The sequence below is a fragment of the Brevibacterium sp. CT2-23B genome (genome assembly GCF_013168765.1).
In the GTDB taxonomy this organism is placed as follows: Bacteria; Actinomycetota; Actinomycetes; order Actinomycetales; family Brevibacteriaceae; genus Brevibacterium; species Brevibacterium sediminis.
Map to the genome: position 1 here is coordinate 76,635 of NZ_JABBYK010000006.1, position 14,776 is coordinate 91,410.

Annotated in this window: 14 protein-coding genes, 2 tRNA genes and 1 pseudogene; 5 read left to right on the forward strand and 12 right to left on the reverse strand. The window is 64.7% G+C overall.

Annotated features, from left to right (window positions below; all coding sequences use genetic code 11):
• Positions 1 to 10: 10 nt before the first annotated feature.
• From HIM68_RS15190 to HIM68_RS15200, 3 genes are read right to left on the reverse strand one after another with little or no spacing between them, the layout of a single operon-like run.
• Complete coding sequence (locus HIM68_RS15190; protein ID WP_172173633.1) at positions 11 to 1,120, reverse strand: UDP-N-acetylmuramate dehydrogenase; 1,110 nt, start codon at positions 1,118 to 1,120, stop codon at positions 11 to 13.
• Positions 1,117 to 1,560, reverse strand: coding sequence for a MaoC/PaaZ C-terminal domain-containing protein (locus HIM68_RS15195; RefSeq protein WP_172173636.1), 444 nt, complete (start codon positions 1,558 to 1,560; stop codon positions 1,117 to 1,119). Before HIM68_RS15195 ends, HIM68_RS15190 begins: the two co-directional genes overlap by 4 nt.
• A complete protein-coding gene (locus HIM68_RS15200) occupies positions 1,557 to 2,006 on the reverse strand; it encodes a MaoC family dehydratase N-terminal domain-containing protein (protein ID WP_172173639.1) in 450 nt (149 codons plus the stop codon). The genes HIM68_RS15195 and HIM68_RS15200 overlap by 4 nt, the downstream gene beginning before the upstream one ends.
• A 184-nt stretch (positions 2,007 to 2,190) precedes the next feature.
• On the opposite strand from HIM68_RS15200, the gene HIM68_RS15205 reads away from it, so the two are divergent.
• The 3 genes from HIM68_RS15205 to HIM68_RS15215 all read left to right on the forward strand — a co-directional run bounded on the left by HIM68_RS15205 (position 2,191) and on the right by HIM68_RS15215 (position 6,123).
• Positions 2,191 to 3,915 carry a biotin carboxylase gene (locus tag HIM68_RS15205; protein ID WP_253904000.1) on the forward strand — a complete coding sequence of 575 codons (1,725 nt, stop codon included), beginning with the start codon at positions 2,191 to 2,193 and terminating at the stop codon, positions 3,913 to 3,915.
• A gap of 151 nt (positions 3,916 to 4,066) precedes the next feature.
• The gene (locus tag HIM68_RS15210; RefSeq protein ID WP_259357198.1) at positions 4,067 to 5,323 is read left to right on the forward strand and encodes a serine hydrolase; all 1,257 of its coding nucleotides are present in this window, start codon (positions 4,067 to 4,069) and stop codon (positions 5,321 to 5,323) included.
• 203 nt (positions 5,324 to 5,526) lie between these two features.
• Positions 5,527 to 6,123 (forward strand): hypothetical protein, encoded by a 597-nt coding sequence (locus tag HIM68_RS15215; protein WP_139468578.1) that lies wholly within the window; start codon positions 5,527 to 5,529, stop codon positions 6,121 to 6,123.
• 24 nt (positions 6,124 to 6,147) lie between these two features.
• On the opposite strand, the gene HIM68_RS15220 is transcribed toward HIM68_RS15215, so the two are convergent.
• From HIM68_RS15220 to HIM68_RS15260, 9 genes and pseudogenes are all read right to left on the reverse strand, one after another.
• Positions 6,148 to 6,603: a twin-arginine translocase TatA/TatE family subunit gene (locus HIM68_RS15220; RefSeq protein ID WP_139468579.1), complete on the reverse strand. Its 456-nt coding sequence runs from the start codon at positions 6,601 to 6,603 to the stop codon at positions 6,148 to 6,150.
• Positions 6,591 to 7,415, reverse strand: a complete 825-nt coding sequence (gene tatC / locus HIM68_RS15225; RefSeq protein ID WP_253904001.1) for a twin-arginine translocase subunit TatC — start codon at positions 7,413 to 7,415, stop codon at positions 6,591 to 6,593. The genes HIM68_RS15220 and tatC overlap by 13 nt, the downstream gene beginning before the upstream one ends.
• Positions 7,416 to 7,429: 14 nt before the next feature.
• A pseudogene (gene tatA, locus HIM68_RS15230) lies at positions 7,430 to 7,585 on the reverse strand (twin-arginine translocase TatA/TatE family subunit); the annotation flags it as partial.
• 24 nt (positions 7,586 to 7,609) lie between these two features.
• Positions 7,610 to 8,557 (reverse strand): intradiol ring-cleavage dioxygenase, encoded by a 948-nt coding sequence (locus HIM68_RS15235; RefSeq protein ID WP_172173642.1) that lies wholly within the window; start codon positions 8,555 to 8,557, stop codon positions 7,610 to 7,612.
• Positions 8,558 to 8,651: 94 nt separating this feature from the next.
• Positions 8,652 to 9,611, reverse strand: coding sequence for a squalene cyclase (locus tag HIM68_RS15240; protein ID WP_172173645.1), 960 nt, complete (start codon positions 9,609 to 9,611; stop codon positions 8,652 to 8,654).
• A gap of 116 nt (positions 9,612 to 9,727) precedes the next feature.
• On the reverse strand, positions 9,728 to 10,918 hold the full coding sequence (locus HIM68_RS15245) for a M20 family metallopeptidase (RefSeq protein ID WP_172174271.1): 1,191 nt from the start codon (positions 10,916 to 10,918) through the stop codon (positions 9,728 to 9,730).
• A gap of 121 nt (positions 10,919 to 11,039) precedes the next feature.
• Positions 11,040 to 11,113, reverse strand: a tRNA-Met gene (locus HIM68_RS15250).
• Positions 11,114 to 11,140: 27 nt separating this feature from the next.
• Positions 11,141 to 11,213, reverse strand: a tRNA-Thr gene (locus HIM68_RS15255).
• Between the two features lie 134 nt (positions 11,214 to 11,347).
• A complete protein-coding gene (locus HIM68_RS15260) occupies positions 11,348 to 12,148 on the reverse strand; it encodes a glycerophosphodiester phosphodiesterase family protein (RefSeq protein ID WP_139468584.1) in 801 nt (266 codons plus the stop codon).
• 149 nt (positions 12,149 to 12,297) lie between these two features.
• Between HIM68_RS15260 and HIM68_RS15265 the strand changes: the two genes are divergently transcribed.
• Together HIM68_RS15265 and HIM68_RS15270 are read left to right on the forward strand one after the other, a co-directional pair.
• Entirely contained in the window at positions 12,298 to 13,470 is a 1,173-nt protein-coding gene (locus HIM68_RS15265; RefSeq protein ID WP_172173648.1) for a hypothetical protein, read from the forward strand.
• A 71-nt stretch (positions 13,471 to 13,541) separates the two neighbouring features.
• A complete protein-coding gene (locus HIM68_RS15270; protein ID WP_172173651.1) occupies positions 13,542 to 14,756 on the forward strand; it encodes a M20 family metallopeptidase in 1,215 nt (404 codons plus the stop codon).
• Positions 14,757 to 14,776: the final 20 nt, after the last annotated feature.

A 14,776-nucleotide genomic window follows, 5' to 3' on the forward strand; every position in this document is an offset into this window, starting at 1 on the left:
GGCCACCAGTCTAGGGACGTTTCCCGTCGTCGATGGAGCAGCCGATGAAGGTCGGTTCGGGTTCGAGGGTGATGCCGAAGGCGTCCTCGACGCCGGCGACGACGGTCGACGCGAGATCGATCACATCGGCTGTGCTCGCGTGTCCCCGATTCGTCAGCGCCAGGGTGTGCTTGGTCGACAGCGACGCCACTCCCTCACCGAGGCTGAAGCCCTTGGAGAACCCCGCATGCTCGATCAGCCAGGCCGCTGAGGTCTTCGTCTTCCCTTCGATCTTCGCTCCGCTGAGCGGGTCGGTCACCGGGTAGCGAGGAGCTTCGGCGGGCAGGATCTCGGCGTTCTCGACGATGGGGTTGGTGAAGAAGGATCCCGCCGACCAGGAGTCGTGGTCGGCTGGGTCGAGGACCATGCCCTTCGACCTGCGCAGCGCGATGACGTTCTCGCGCACTCGTACGGCCGGGACGCGGCTGCCGATCTCGACGTCGAGGGTCGATGCGAGCTGGGCGTAGCGCACGGGCAGCGACTCGTCGCTGCGCTGGAGGTCGAAGGTCACCGAGAGCACGACGAACTGCGGGGTTCCGGCCGCGATCTGGGCGCGCTTGAGCGCCGAGGTGCGGTAGCCGAATTCGAGTTCGACTGCGGTGAGGTGGCGGGTCTGACCGGCCACCCGGTCGAAGACCTCGACGGAGGAGATGAGCTCGCCGACCTCCGTGCCGTAGGCGCCGACGTTCTGGATCGGGGTCGCACCGACCGACCCGGGGATCCCGGACAGCGCTTCGAGCCCGGACAGCCCCAGGTCGAGAGTGTGGGCGACGAAGGCGTCCCAGTCCTCCCCCGCCTCGGCGGTGACCCGGGTGTCGGTCGTCGTAGTCTGGGTCGTCTCCACTCCGGTGGTCCGGACCACGCAGACCGCACCGTCGAATCCGGCATCGGCGATGAGCAGATTCGATCCGCCGCCGATGAACAAGACGCGGGACCGTTCCTGACCGCTGAGTTCGAGCGGGTGGGCGGCGCAGAAGTCGAGCAGTTCGTCTCGGGTGTTCGCAACCGTGACCTGCGGGGCCGGTCCGCCGAGGCGGAAGGTGGTGAAGCCGGAGAGTTCCTGCGGGTGGGCTTCGGTCACGCCGAGATCCGAACCTGCGTGCGGCTGAGGACATCTGCCTCGCCGGACTTCACGGAGATGTCGATGCGGGCCGTGCCGACGGCGGGGTCGACGGCGCCGACGGTGGCGGTGAGCTTGAGCGAGGTCGTCGGGGTCGTCGGTGATCCGGTATCGGCGTCGGGGACGACGACGGGGGCGGAGAAGCGGGTCCGGTAGTCGACGATCGCACCCGGGTCGCCGAGCCATTCGGCCACCGGAGCGATGACCGCCGCCATCGAGAGCATCCCGTGGGCGATGACATCGTCGAGGCCGACTTCGCGGGCGAAGCGTTCGTTCCAGTGGATCGGATTGTGATCGCCCGAGGCTGCGGCATAGTCGACGAGGGAGGCACGCGACAGTGGGATCTCGGATTCCACGACGGTGTCTCCGATGGTCAGTGTGGAGAAGTCGATGGCGCTCATTCTCCGTCTCCTCTCACGACGATGGTCGAGGTCACGGTGACGACGGGCTGCTCCGCGACATCGGTGATCTCGGTGCGGGTGGTGATCATGGCGTTGCTGCCGGCGGCCCGGACTCCGTCGACGTGAGTGACGGCGGACAGGACGTCGCCGGCGACGATGGGACGGGTGAACGAGAACTGTTCGGAGCCGTGGACGACCTTCGAGAAGTCGATGCCCGATTCCGGGTCGGAGATATAGGCGGCTTCCGATTTCTGCGCGATGATCACGGCGAAGGTGGTCGGGGCGACGACGTCGCGGTAGCCCAGCGAGGTGGCCGCCTCGGCGTCGAAATGGTAATCGGCCTTCGCTCCGGTGGCGAGCGCGAATTCCGCGATCGCCTCCCTGGAGACCTCATAGGGCTGAGGCAGGGAGAACGTGGCCCCCTGCTTCTCCGTATTCACCGGCATATGCGCTCTCTCTTCCACTGGGGTCGGTATCGACACCAGCCTAAAGCACGGCCTCAGGATGAGGCTCACCGGCGAAGAATTGATCGCGCGTTCGTATCCGGTTCACACAATTGCTGCACCATCGGGCTCATGGCTTCGAAACTGGTATATGTTGTCCACATCACATTTGGTAAGGAGTAGTGCGATGACGAACGAATCCCCCAGCGCTGACCCGAAGAGTCCCGAGGCACAGACGGTGACGCCCGGCGCACGAGTCAAAGACGCAGTCGCGGTCCCCTCACCGCACACACCTGGCCCCGGCGCCCCCGCTGCGCCTGCACCAGCAGCCGGCGGTTCTGATCCGGCACCGGCACCCGCCGACGTCGACCCGCCGCAGGTCGAAGTGGCGGTGGCCACCGACGCCGCCTACGCCGGCAAAGAAGCCGACAGAGTCCAGCTGTGTCGACCGCTGCGCAACGTCTCCGAGGTCCGGCACTTCTTCCGCACGAACCAGACCCCGATCTTCTTCGTCGGAGCCACCCCGTTCAACCTGCTCGGTCTCGACCGGTGGGTGCGCAACTTTTCGTACATCACCTACTACGACGGCTGGGACGGCGGTCACCCGCGCGTCTTCTCCCCGCGCTACAAGCCCTATGTCGAGTTCGAATCGGGCGAGGCGATCAACAACTGGCTGCTGCTGAACGCCGAGGTGCGTGCCCATATGACGCGCAACGTCCCCCATGGTGAGCGGGTCAAGGTCGCGATGGTCTTCTTCGACGAGGAGACCGAGCGGATCTGCCGAGAGCTCGGCTACGACCTCATCCTGCCGTCGGCAGCCCTGCGCAATCAGCTCGATTCGAAGATCGAGACGACGAAGCTCGGCAATGAAGCCGGTGCGTTCTCCGTCCCGAACGTGCTGACCACTGCCGACACCTATGAAGAGCTCAATGAGCGGGCCGCCGAGGCGGGGCTGGGCACGGATCTCGTCGTGCAGACCCCCTACGGTGATTCCGGGAAGACGACGTTCTTCATCTCCGATGCCTCGGGCTGGGAGGCGCACGAGGACGACATCATCGGCGAGCAGCTGAAAGTGATGAAGCGGATCAACAACACTCCGGTCGCCGTCGAGGCGGTCATCACCTCCAGCGGTGTCGTCGTCGGTCCGTATCTGACAGAGCTGGCCGGCTTCGCCGAGCTCACCCCGTACAAGGGCGGCTGGTGCGGCAACGAGATGAAACCCGATGTCCTCAACGCAGAGCAGCGGGCGCAGACCCGTGAGCTCGTGCGCAAGATGGGCGAAGGCCTGCGCAAACGCGGCTATCGCGGGTTCTTCGAAGTCGATGTCCTCGTCGATCTCGACAACGACGACTGCTACCTCGGTGAGCTCAATCCGCGCATCTCCGGGGCCTCGGCGATCACGAACGTCACGGCAGGCGCCTATGCCGATGTGCCCCTGTTCCTGTTTCACCTGCTCGAATACCTCGACGTCGAATTCGATCTCGATGTCACCGAGATCAATGAGCGGTGGGAGGAACTCTCCGGCGCCGACGAGTGGAGCCAGATGATCATCAAGGAGACGGCTCCGATCACCGAGTACATCACGCATTCCCCGCTGACCGGTCAGTACTATCTCGACCAGTACGGGACGCTGACGTACAAACGTGCGGCACTCGACTGGCACCCCCTGCAGAACGGCAGCGAGGTGTTCTTCCTGCGTATCTTCGGGGCCGGGGACTACCGGTGGAAGGGCGCGGACCTCGGAGTCCTGGTGACGAAGAATCCGCTGCAGACGAACGTCGGCGGACCCGATGCGCTGAGCATCCGGGCCAAGCACTTCATCGATTCGATCAGGGCGATGTACGCCGGAGTTCCGGTCGTCGCCGACGATCCGTCGCCGGCCCTCGGCGGACCCGGAGCCAAAGGCGACTGAGCCCGGCGCCGCCCTCTTGTACGCGAAGGGCAGATATACGCGAAGCGCGGAGCCGCCTCGGTGATAATCTCAACACGACCCGAGGCGGCTCCCAGCTGCCGTCCGCGGAGCCGTTCCGCGGACAGACCGATGCGAGAATCAGAGGAGAAGAGTGATCGAACCGTCACCGGACCAGACCGCGGCCGCTCCCCCGACCGACCATACCGTGGCCCCATCGGCTCCCGTCGATCCGGCGGCCGGAATCGACCGGGACAACTGGCAGGATCCCGACAATGTGCGATGGTCGTTCCAGAACGTCGCACGGGTCCTTCCCACGACGCCGATCTCCCGGGGCACCGGTCCTGTGGCCGAGCTGCCCGCCGATCCACAGGACCTCGGCGAGGTCGAGGTTCCCGCGACGGAGTACTCGGAGGCCCGCAGCGTCCGCAGCGTCATCGAATCCACCGACACGGATGCCTGGATGCTCATGCACAACGGGACCGTGCTCACCGAGGAGTACTTCGGGGAGATGACCGCGTCGACCGAGCATCTGCTCATGTCGGTGTCCAAATCGCTCGTCGGCACTGTCGCCGGGGTGCTCGCCGGTTCGGGTGACCTCGACCCTAACCGCCTCGTCACCGATTATGTGCCCGAACTCGCCGAGTCCGGCTATGCGGGGGCGACCGTGCGCCATGTCCTCGATATGCGGTCGGGCATCCGCTTCTCCGAGGACTACCTCGACCCGAAGTCCGAGGTCCGGCAGATCGAAGAGTCGATCGGCTGGTCCGAGGCGAAGCGGGAGAACCCGGGCATCGGCATGTACGAGTTCCTCACCACCCTGGAGGCGAAGTCCGAGCACGGCGGGGTCTTCGAATACCGGTCGTGCGAGACCGATGTGCTCGGATGGGTGTGCGAGAAGATCGCCGGCGAGCGCATGCAGTCGCTCATGTCGCGGGTGCTGTGGTCTCGGATCGGCGCCGAACAGGACGCGATCATCGCCACCGACCAGTACGGGGTCGGGATGTTCGACGGCGGAATCAACACCACTCTGCGCGATCTCGCCCGATTCGGCTACGTCTACACCAACCGCGGGCAGTCGCTGACCGGACAGCAGGTGGCGCCGACGACGTGGATCGGCGATACGCTGACCACCTCCGAGGATGTGCGTCAGGCGTTCGCCGATGGGCCCGGAGACAATCGGATGCCGGGCGGGGCGTATCACAACCAGTTCTGGTTCCCGTTCCCCGATTCTCATGCGTTCCTCGCCCTCGGCATCCACGGGCAGATGATCTATATGAACCCGGGTGCCAACGTCCTCGGCGTCAAGCTCTCGAGCTGGGGGCTGCCGCAGGATGCGACGAAGCTGTTCCCGACGATCCGCGCATTCGAGGCTCTCGCGAAGGCCGTCAGTTCCCCTGCCGCGGAGTAGCCGGAGCCGATCGCCGTGGAGCAGGCCGGATCCGGCTCCCTCCCGCCACCGGACCCGGGGCCATCTCCCGGTGCGGATGTGCCCGAATCGCCACAGGTGTCGCCGGATCCGCACACCGAACCGGGGTTCGCGGCAACCGGCCGTGGCAGAATCGTGGTGTATCGACAACGTTTGTGATCGCCTGAGTGCGAAGGAGAAACACGATGACCCCGATTCGCCGGTCCACCTGGATGCCCCGCCTGCTGACGGCCACCGCTGGAACCGTTCTCGCCTTGTCCCTGACCGCCTGCGGAGGCTCCGGAGGGGACAAGCCCGCCGAGGATCAGAAGTCCGAGGCCCCGCAGACCGAAGAAGGCGGATTCGGCGGAGGTGCTGTCGAATCGAAAGAGGCCGAGGCCCCGGGATCCGAACCCGCCGAGGCGGAGCCGACCGACACGAAATCGACCGATCCGTTCGCCGATGCTGCGAAGACGACGAACTGGGCCAGCGACGACGGGATGAAGATCGACAAGAAGGGCAACGGCATCGTGCCCGCCTCGTCGATCGAGGCCGACCTCATCGACCTGTTCGAGAACAAGCTCGATTGGAAGGTCAAAGAAGCCAAGTGCGATTCCGATATGGAGCTCCGCGAGTGGTACGGCTTCAAATCGTGCCAGGTCACCGTCAAGGACAAGGACGCGTACAAAGGCAGGAAGAAGTACTTCGGCACCGTGAAGATCGTCGATCACAAGGATCAGATGATCAAGTACGAACTCATGTTCCCCGGCATCGACAAGGAAGACTTCGACTTCAAGGACTGATCACCGGGGCGGCCCCTCCCCTGGTCATCGATCGGTTCCTGAGGTTGCGACTGCACGCTCATCGTCGCCCGTACGACCTTCGGCCGTGCGGGCGACGAATCGTCTCCGCGGATGTCCGGACGAACCGGTGATGACAACGCTGCCGGCCGCCTCGGCGAGGGATCGAGTGTTCCCGCCCGGGGCACGTTCGGAATGCTCAGTCGAACCCGGGGCAGCAGTCTCCGAGCTCCGGGCGCTGCCCGGTTCGTCCAGCGCCTCTCGGATGATCCGGCGCGGATCGTACTGTCGCGGATCAAGAGTTCTCCAGTCCTCGGCGCCCATCGATTCGGCGGCCCGAGTCCGCGCCGTATCGACCTGGGCACGGAGCAGGCGGGCGAACTCGCCGAGCTTCTGCGCGTAGTGGGGCAGCCGCTGTGGGCCGATGACGATCACAGCGAAGATGCCGACGATGATCAGTTTCTCGAAACTCAGGCCGAACATGTCCGAGTCCTTTCCGTTGGCGGGATCGGCACTCGCCCGGACCGTTCCTCCTCCACGTGCGGATCACCGACCATCCGGCCGTAGCCTCGGGTCCGGTCGTGGATGCACGCGATGACGAGCGCAGCGAGGAAGAGCAGCGCCATCGGGGCCGCGACTAAGAACATGGAGAGCACGTCGGCGGCCGGGGTGATCAGTGCGGCGAAGATCACGATGGCCACGATGGCGGCTCGCCAGGCCTTCGCGATCGATCGTGCAGGGAGCAGGCCGATGAAGTTGAGGACGACGAGGAAGACCGGGAGGACGAAGGCGACGCCGGTGGCGATGACGATCTTGAACACGAAGTCGAAATAGTAGGACGCCTGCAGGATGGTGCTGTCCTCGCTCGCGGCGAACGAAGTGAGCACTTCGACCATCCGGGGGAAGACGTAGAGGCCGGTGAGGCAGCCGGCGACGAAGAGGGGCACTGCGGCACCGAGGAAGCCGAACGTCACCTTCTTCTCCTTCGCCGTCAGTCCCGGGGTGAGGAATCCGAAGATCTCTCCCAGCCACACCGGGCTGGAGAGGACGATCCCGGAGTACACGGCGATGCGCAGCTGAAGGTCGAAGGCGCCGGTGACGCTGTCGTAGTTGAGCGAAGCGCTGCGGGACTCGGCGAGCTCGGTGATCGGGGCCCGGAGGACGTCCATCACGAAATCCGAGGTGAGATATCCGATGACCGTGCCGATGAGCAGCGCCACCGCCGCGCGCACCGCCCGTGTCCGCGCCTCCCGCAGGTGCGCGGACAGCGGCATCTTCTCCGCGGCGGTGCTCATGAGTGGGGTTCCGTCTCATCACCCGCCCGTGAGTCGGATGATTCGTCCTTGAGGATGCGCACGGACTGCCCGAGGCTCTTGGCGAGTGCAGGCAGCTTGGCTGCGCCGAAGACGAGGATGATGATGGCGAGGATGACGAGGGCGTGCCAGCCCGTGAGGTTGTGCAGCATGATGGTGAGCCTTTCTCGGAGTTGTCAGGGCTTTTCGGGGGCGCCGTCGGGTGGAGCTTGTCCTTCACCGCCGCCTCCCGGGGCTGCGCCGCCGGTCGGTTCGGTGTCGGTGTCGACGGGAACATCGAGCGTGGCGGTGTATCCGGAGTCCGTGTCGCCGCTGATCGTGGCGAGCTGGTGCTCTCCTCCGTCGTCACCGAAGACGTTGTCGTCGTCGAGGGAGATGGCAGAGAGGTTCTTCGCCGATCCGTCGTAGGTCTCGAGGGCGAAGACTGCGTTGCAGGCGTCTTCGGGCAGGGCCATCTGCGAGGTGGCGATGGCGTTCTCGGCATCGGTGATCGAATCGACGTCCGGGTAGACCTCGAAGTGGATGTGGGTCCAACGACCGGAGTAGCAGCCGGGGAAGACGGAGGTGAAGGTGACTTCTCCTGCCGCATCGGCGACCTGGACGCCGCGCAGCCAGGTCGCGTCTTCGACGCCGTCGGAGTACATCGAGTAACGGCCCTGAGCGTCGCAGTGCCAGGCGTAGACGGCTGCGCCTTCGAATGGAGCATTGTCACCGGCCATATCGGTGACCTTGAGGGTGAATGTCAGGGGCACACCGTCGACGGTGTTGGTCCCGTCGATGTTCGAGCGGATGTCCGAACGCACGATTCCGGAGTCTTCGAGGATGTCCGGTCCGTTCGATCCGTCCGCCGGATACGGACCGGCCGTTTCGTCGGGGATCTCGGTGACCGATCCGCTGCCGCTCGAACTCGATTTCGTCGATCCCGCGGCCCCGGAGGTGCAGGCGGCCAGGGCCATGGTGCCGACACCGGCGCCGACGAGCCCGAGTACTCCTCGTCGGCTGAAGAGGGTGCGGATGTCGAAGGAGGCGCCTTGGTCGACGACCTCCTCGTCGGGACGGTCGAGGAGCCTGCCTTCGTAGGCGGGTCCGTTGGGGGTCTGGTCCGGTTCGGGTACGCGAGCCATGAGCTGTCCTTCCTTCGATGATGTGTGATGACACCATCGTGGTGACCGGCTCTGGCGTGGGACTGTGGCGTTTCTGGGCCGCGGCTGTGGATGCTCAGTCGGTTTGTGTTCCGTCCCACCAGTCGAGGACTCGCTGGGCTTGCAGGGTCACCCATTTCGAGGGTTCGCCGACCGGAGCGTCGACGTGGAACCAGACGTCGCCGTCAAGGCGGTGGTCCTGAGTCCAGGTGCCGTCGTCGGAGCGTCTGGCTCGGACCTTCCCGATTGCCTCTTCCATTCGCGGGTCAGGGGCGCTTCCGTCCGCGCTCGTCGCTTCGCGGAAGTAGTCGAGTGCAGGCAGGATTCCGTAGAACCAGCGTCGGGGGTGGAAGAGAGCGAGGGCACGGCCGTCGAAAGGATCACCGGTGCTGCGCGTGCGGAACAGGTCCCGCGACAGCAGGTACTCCTCTCCCCTGGCTCGGGCCTCCTGCACACGCGCGGCGTCGCCCGTAGCCAGCTGATAATCGAGCAGCGCGACGAGGGCGTTGAGGGTGGAGTGGAACGACGAGACCTTCGAGCCTTCGACCCATTCGCAGTTCCATCCGCCGTCGGGCTGCTGGTGGCCCAGGAACCAGTCGACGATGCCGTCGACATCGGCGCCGAGCCACAGGCCGTTCGACAGCGTCCAGGAATTGATGCAGACGTCGACTTCCCCGCCCCAGTAGGGCAGGTTCTCGTATTCCCAACGTGCGGATTCGAGTTTCTCTGCCGTTCCCTCCAACGCCGAGGCGGTCAGTCCCCACTCGCGCAGGTCCTTCAGAGCCCACGTCGTCGCAGTCCACGGCTGTGATCCCTCGTCGTCGAATGCGAAGTCGGAGGGGAAGAAGGCCCCGCCTGCCCATTGTCCGTCCGGGTCTTGTTGGGCCAGCAGCTCTGCGCCGAAGCCTTCGTGTTCCACGCGTGCGCGGGTCTCCTGCCAGGTCGTCTCCTCTGCTCCGAGCAGGTCACGTTCGGCCTGCCAGCGCAGGGCCGGGTCCGAGTCGAGGAGCCAGTCGGACAGTTCTGTGCTGATCATCGTCGATCTCCCACGTCGGTCGAACAGTCACTTCGAGAGTAGGCGCCGAATCGCGCAAAGACCATCCCCCGGTCCGTGGAAGTGGGATGAACCCGTTGTCGTCGGCCGCGTGGTGATCATCCGCGCAGTGACCGCTCCCAGGCCAGGGTTGCGAGCGCCGCAGCCTGGTCGGGCAGGTGCGCATCGTCGAACTGGACTTCCGGCGAGTGGTTCGTTGCCGCCGACCCCGGATCGATGCCTTCGGGCGTCACGAAAAAGAACATGAAAGCACCGGGCACCTGCTCGAGCACGAAGGAGAAGTCCTCGGAACCCATGAGCGGGTCCGGCACCTGCACCGCCCGCTCGGCACCGAAACGATCGGCCAGAACTCTCAGAGCGAAGTCGGCTTCGGCGCCGTCGTTGACCGTGACGGGATACTGCTCGGTCCACACCACCTCGGCCGTGCACCCGTGTGCGGCCGCAATCGACTCCGCCAACTGTGTGGCGCGCTCGGGGAATTTTCGCGTCGACTCGAGGGAGAGCGTGCGCACAGAGGCTCCGAGCTTCGCCGAGGCGGGGATGACATTGACGGCCTCCCCCGCTTCCAACTGCGTCACCTGGGCGACGATGGGATCGAACACGCTGAATGATCCGGTGACCATCGTTTGCAGCGCCTGTCCGAATTCGAGAATCGGACGCACCGGGTCGACAGCATCCTCCGGTCGCGAGCTGTGGCCTCCGCTGCCGTGCATCGTCACGTGCAGAGTATTCGCCCCTGCCATGATCGTACCCGGTCTGGTCACGAAGGTTCCCGGCACCCCCGGTGCCACATGGATCGCGTAAGCCGCATCGGGCTTCTGGCCGATGGTGTCGAACATTCCTTCTTCGAGCATGATCTTCGCCCCGCCCATCCCCTCCTCGCCGGGCTGGAACATGAAGGCCACCGTGCCCTTCAACTCGGACTGATGAGCGGACAGCAGCTTCGCGGCTCCGACGAGTCCTGAAACGTGGAGATCATGCCCGCAGGCATGCATGTTCCCATTCGTCGACGCGAAGTCGAGTCCGGTCGCCTCGTCGACGGGCAGAGCGTCCATATCCCCGCGCAGGAGCACCGTCGGGCCGGGGAGCGCTCCGCGCAGGACGGCTACGATCGAGCTGAGCTCCTGACCGAGCGTGATCTCAAGCGGCAGACCTTCCAAAGCGTCGAGGATCCGACGTTGGGTCTTCGGCAGATAGAGTCCTATTTCGGGGTCCCGGTGCAGGTCGCGGCGCAGTTCGCGCAGGTCATCGGCAAGTGCGTGGGATTCGCTGGTGAAATCGGGAGTCATTGTGTGCTTCACTCGGCAAGACTGGCACGGCCGGAAGGAGTCGCGCAATACCGTCTCGGGGAGTTCCCGAATACAGAAACTCCCCCATCGGATTCGTCATCCTGATGAGGGAGTTGATCGGTAGCGGGAGGGGGACTCGATCCCCCGACCTCACGATTATGAGTCGTGCGCTCTAACCAGCTGAGCTACCCCGCCCCAGCACCGCATTCTAGGCGGCACGAGAGCCCCGAAAGGGAATCGAACCCTTGACCTTCTCCTTACCATGGAGATGCTCTGCCGACTGAGCTATCGGGGCAACAGGTAAGAATTTACACGGGTTCGCTCGCTCTGGGCAAATCGGATACCAGTGACGTCACTCACACGCGCTGGAGCCGGAGGCGAAAACTCCCACCGGGCCCTGCCCCGCATCACTGTCACCAGCGAAGATGTCTATTTCACCGGGTCGAATCGCCCTGCGAGGAATCCCTGCAGTCGACCTGGGTGGTTCGTGATGATCCCATCGACCTCGGCACCGAGGAGTTCCCGCCATTCGTTCATCTCGTCGGCAGTCCAGACGAAGACACCGAGGTCGTTGTCCATGATCTCGGTGACGACCGATTTGCGCATCGAGAATCCCTTGTAGGAGGGATTGATCGCCACCGCACCGAGTTCGCGAGCGATCTCGATGTCTTCAGGCTTGGGAACCATGCGCAGAAGGAAGCGAGCCACCATCGGCAGCATGTCCCGACAGGTCTCCAGCGTCTCGATGTTGAACGACTGGACGATCATCCGGTCGGCGATGCCCGTCTCCACCACCAGCTCCGAGATCCTCGCCACCGCACCCGACGACCACTCCCCCTTGAGCTCGAGGAGGAGTTCGCCGCCTCGGTGCTGGATATCCCTCATCACGGCCGACAGGGTCGGGATGCGCACTCCGTTGAATCCCGGGCCCATCCACGAGCCGGCGTCGACGAACGACAGCTCTTCGGCGGTGAGATTGACGACGGGACCTCTGCGATTCGTGGTTCGGTCCAGATCCGGATCGTGGAGGATGACAGGGACACCGTCGGCGCTGGTCGAGGTGTCGACCTCGATGAAGTCGACACCCAGGGCACGCGCGGCGTCGACAGCGGCGAGACTGTTCTCGGGCACAACAGCCGAATAGCCGCGGTGCGCGATCACCAGCGGGCGGCTTCCGGATCCGGGGCGCTCGACGATGCCCCGTTCGTGGAGGAACTGCAGAAAACTCATGTCTTCAGCCTATGCCCTGAGCCCTCATTCCACTGCCTGCACAACGTCAGAAGTCCCAACTATCGGAAACTCCAGTCGATTCCCACACAGACCGATTCCGAACGGATAGGTTGTGGGAAGCATCACACTCCCAACTCGAAGGGCACACCATGGAAGCCATCTACGCTGCCGCTATCGTCCTCGCCTTCATCGCGCTCGGTGAGCTGGTCTCGATCTGGTCGAAGGCGCGTGTCCCCAGCCTTCTGGTTGCGATGCTCGGCATCTTCGTCTTCGCCAAGATCGGCGTAGTCCCAGAAACTGTCATCGATGACTCTCTGCTGCTTCAGGCCTACTCGTTCCTCGTCGCGCCGCTGCTCTTCCATATGGGGTCGCTCATCCCTCTGCGCGTGATGCTCAAGCAGTGGCGTTCGGTCATCATCGCAGTCTCGGGCATGCTCGTGGCGGTCCTGCTCATCCTGGCTGTCGTGGCCCCGCTCTTCGGCTTCGAAACTTTCGTGGCCGGTTCCGGGCCGTTGGCCGGCGGCATCGTCGCCACCAGCTTGACGACGGAAGGGCTGACGGCGCACGGCGCCGCCTCGTCGATCATCGTTCTTCCCGCGCTTGTTCTGATGCTCCAATCACTGCCCTCGATGCCGTTGACGAACTACTTTCTGCGTCGCTATGCAAAGAAGCTGCGCGACAGCGGAGAACTTCAGGAACTCGCGCGCGCCCACAACCAGGAAGAGGAGGAAGCCGCCAAGAAGAAGAAACTCGTCAACCTTCCCGACTTCCTCGTCGACAATCAGCTGTTCATGCTCTTCCTCATTCTCGTCGGCGGATCGGCAGCGACACTGCTGGCGGTCCCAACCCATATTCCGTCGTCGATCCTCGCACTGGTCCTCGGCATTCTCGCCACCGCGGTGGGCTTGTCCCCCGATAAGGCCATGGAACGGTCGAACTCATTCGGCATCGCCATGGCCGGCGTCATCGCCATCGTCATGGCCCCGCTGGTGACCGCCTCGGTGCAGGACGTCATCAACGCATTCGTCCCCACCATCACGATCCTCATCGTCGGCGGCGCCGGCATCGTCCTCGGCGGATTCGTCGCTACGAAGCTTCTGCGTTGGAAGTCTGGACTGGGAGTGTCAGTGGCGCTGACGGCGATGTACGGCTTCCCTGCCGACTATCTGCTCACCAACGAGGTAGCACGTTCCATAGCCCGTGACGACGACGAAAAGGAAGCGCTGCTCAATGTCATGCTCCCGCCGATGCTCGTCGGCGGATTCACCTCGGTCAGCGCCGGGTCCGTCGTCATTGCCAGTGTCCTCGTCAGTATGCTCTGATCCCGACCGGCCCCAATCCCCGCCAGCTCCAGGCCCTCGGCACACCCCGGGCTCTCATACGAAAGGACCCCATGCACGATCTCATCGCACAAGGACAGACCCTGCTCCCTGAGCTCCAGAACTTGCGGCGTTCCCTCCATGCGGACCCGGAGATCGGTCTCGACCTGCCCCGCACGCAGGCGGCGGTCCTGGCCGCCCTGTCCGGCCTCGACCTCGAGGTGACCACGGGTGAGGGCACCACCTCGGTGATCGCCGTTCTGCGCGGAACCCATCCGAACAGACCGGCCGACGCTCCAGCGGTGCTGCTGCGCGGAGATATGGACGCCCTTCCAGTGACAGAGGAGACGGATGAGCCCTTCGCCTCGACGAACGGATGCATGCACGCCTGCGGCCACGACCTGCACACAGCCGGACTCGTCGGAGCCGCTCGGCTCCTTCACGCTCTGCGCGACCGGCTTGTCGGGGACATCGTCTTCATGTTCCAGCCCGGGGAAGAGGGCTGGAACGGAGCGTCGGTGATGATCGACGAAGGCGTGCTCGACGCAGCCGGGACGCGGGTGATCGCTGCATTCGGGGCGCATGTGCTCCCCGGTCCGCGCGGCGTGGTCGCCACCCGCCCGGGCACCCTCCAAGCGGGTTCGAACACACTGCGGGTGACGATCCACGGACGCGGCGGTCACGGTTCCCAACCGCAGACCGCCGTCGATCCGGTGCCGGCGCTGGCCGAACTCGTCACGGCCCTGCAGAATATGGTCAGCCGCCGCATCGACGCCTTCGACCCCATCGCGCTGTCCGTGACCCAGTTGAGCGCCTCGGACGCAATCAACGTCATCCCCGCCTCGGCCACCTTGGGTGCGACTGTGCGCACACTGTCGGACGCATCACTCGACATCGTCCGCACCCGCTCGAAGCAGCTTGCCGACGGCATCGCCGCTGCCCATGGATGCAGCGCCGAAGTGGACTTCGATGTCCAGTACCCGGTCACGGTCAACGACGATGACGAGACCGCATGGGCGATGGAAGAACTCCGTGTCCTCCTCGGCGAGGATCGGGTGAAGCTCCTCGAACAGCCGATCATGCCGAGTGAAGACTTCTCCTTCGTCCTGGCCGCGGTGCCGGGCACGTATCTCATGCTCGGCGCCGAGCGCACGGACGTTCCAGCAGAGCGCCAGGGCAACAACCACTCCCCCTTCGTCATCTTCGACGATTCGGTTCTCGGCGATCAAGCGGCGCTTCTTGCTCACCTCGCGATCGAACGACTGGCGAAGGCGACGCGAATGTCATAGCCGCGCGGGGAAGCACGACG

Excerpts from the sequence above, each read along its gene's own strand:
- HIM68_RS15270 (WP_172173651.1), top strand. The coding sequence starts at position 13,542 with ATGCACGATCTCATCGCACAAGGACAGACCCTGCTCCCTGAGCTCCAG.
- tatC (WP_253904001.1), bottom strand. The coding sequence starts at position 7,415 with ATGAGCACCGCCGCGGAGAAGATGCCGCTGTCCGCGCACCTGCGGGAG.
- HIM68_RS15215 (WP_139468578.1), top strand. The coding sequence starts at position 5,527 with ATGACCCCGATTCGCCGGTCCACCTGGATGCCCCGCCTGCTGACGGCC.
- HIM68_RS15205 (WP_253904000.1), top strand. The coding sequence starts at position 2,191 with ATGACGAACGAATCCCCCAGCGCTGACCCGAAGAGTCCCGAGGCACAG.
- HIM68_RS15195 (WP_172173636.1), bottom strand. The coding sequence starts at position 1,560 with ATGAGCGCCATCGACTTCTCCACACTGACCATCGGAGACACCGTCGTG.
- HIM68_RS15235 (WP_172173642.1), bottom strand. The coding sequence starts at position 8,557 with ATGGCTCGCGTACCCGAACCGGACCAGACCCCCAACGGACCCGCCTAC.
- HIM68_RS15220 (WP_139468579.1), bottom strand. The coding sequence starts at position 6,603 with ATGTTCGGCCTGAGTTTCGAGAAACTGATCATCGTCGGCATCTTCGCT.
- HIM68_RS15200 (WP_172173639.1), bottom strand. The coding sequence starts at position 2,006 with ATGCCGGTGAATACGGAGAAGCAGGGGGCCACGTTCTCCCTGCCTCAG.
- HIM68_RS15245 (WP_172174271.1), bottom strand. The coding sequence starts at position 10,918 with ATGACTCCCGATTTCACCAGCGAATCCCACGCACTTGCCGATGACCTG.
- HIM68_RS15265 (WP_172173648.1), top strand. The coding sequence starts at position 12,298 with ATGGAAGCCATCTACGCTGCCGCTATCGTCCTCGCCTTCATCGCGCTC.
- HIM68_RS15240 (WP_172173645.1), bottom strand. The coding sequence starts at position 9,611 with ATGATCAGCACAGAACTGTCCGACTGGCTCCTCGACTCGGACCCGGCC.
- HIM68_RS15260 (WP_139468584.1), bottom strand. The coding sequence starts at position 12,148 with ATGAGTTTTCTGCAGTTCCTCCACGAACGGGGCATCGTCGAGCGCCCC.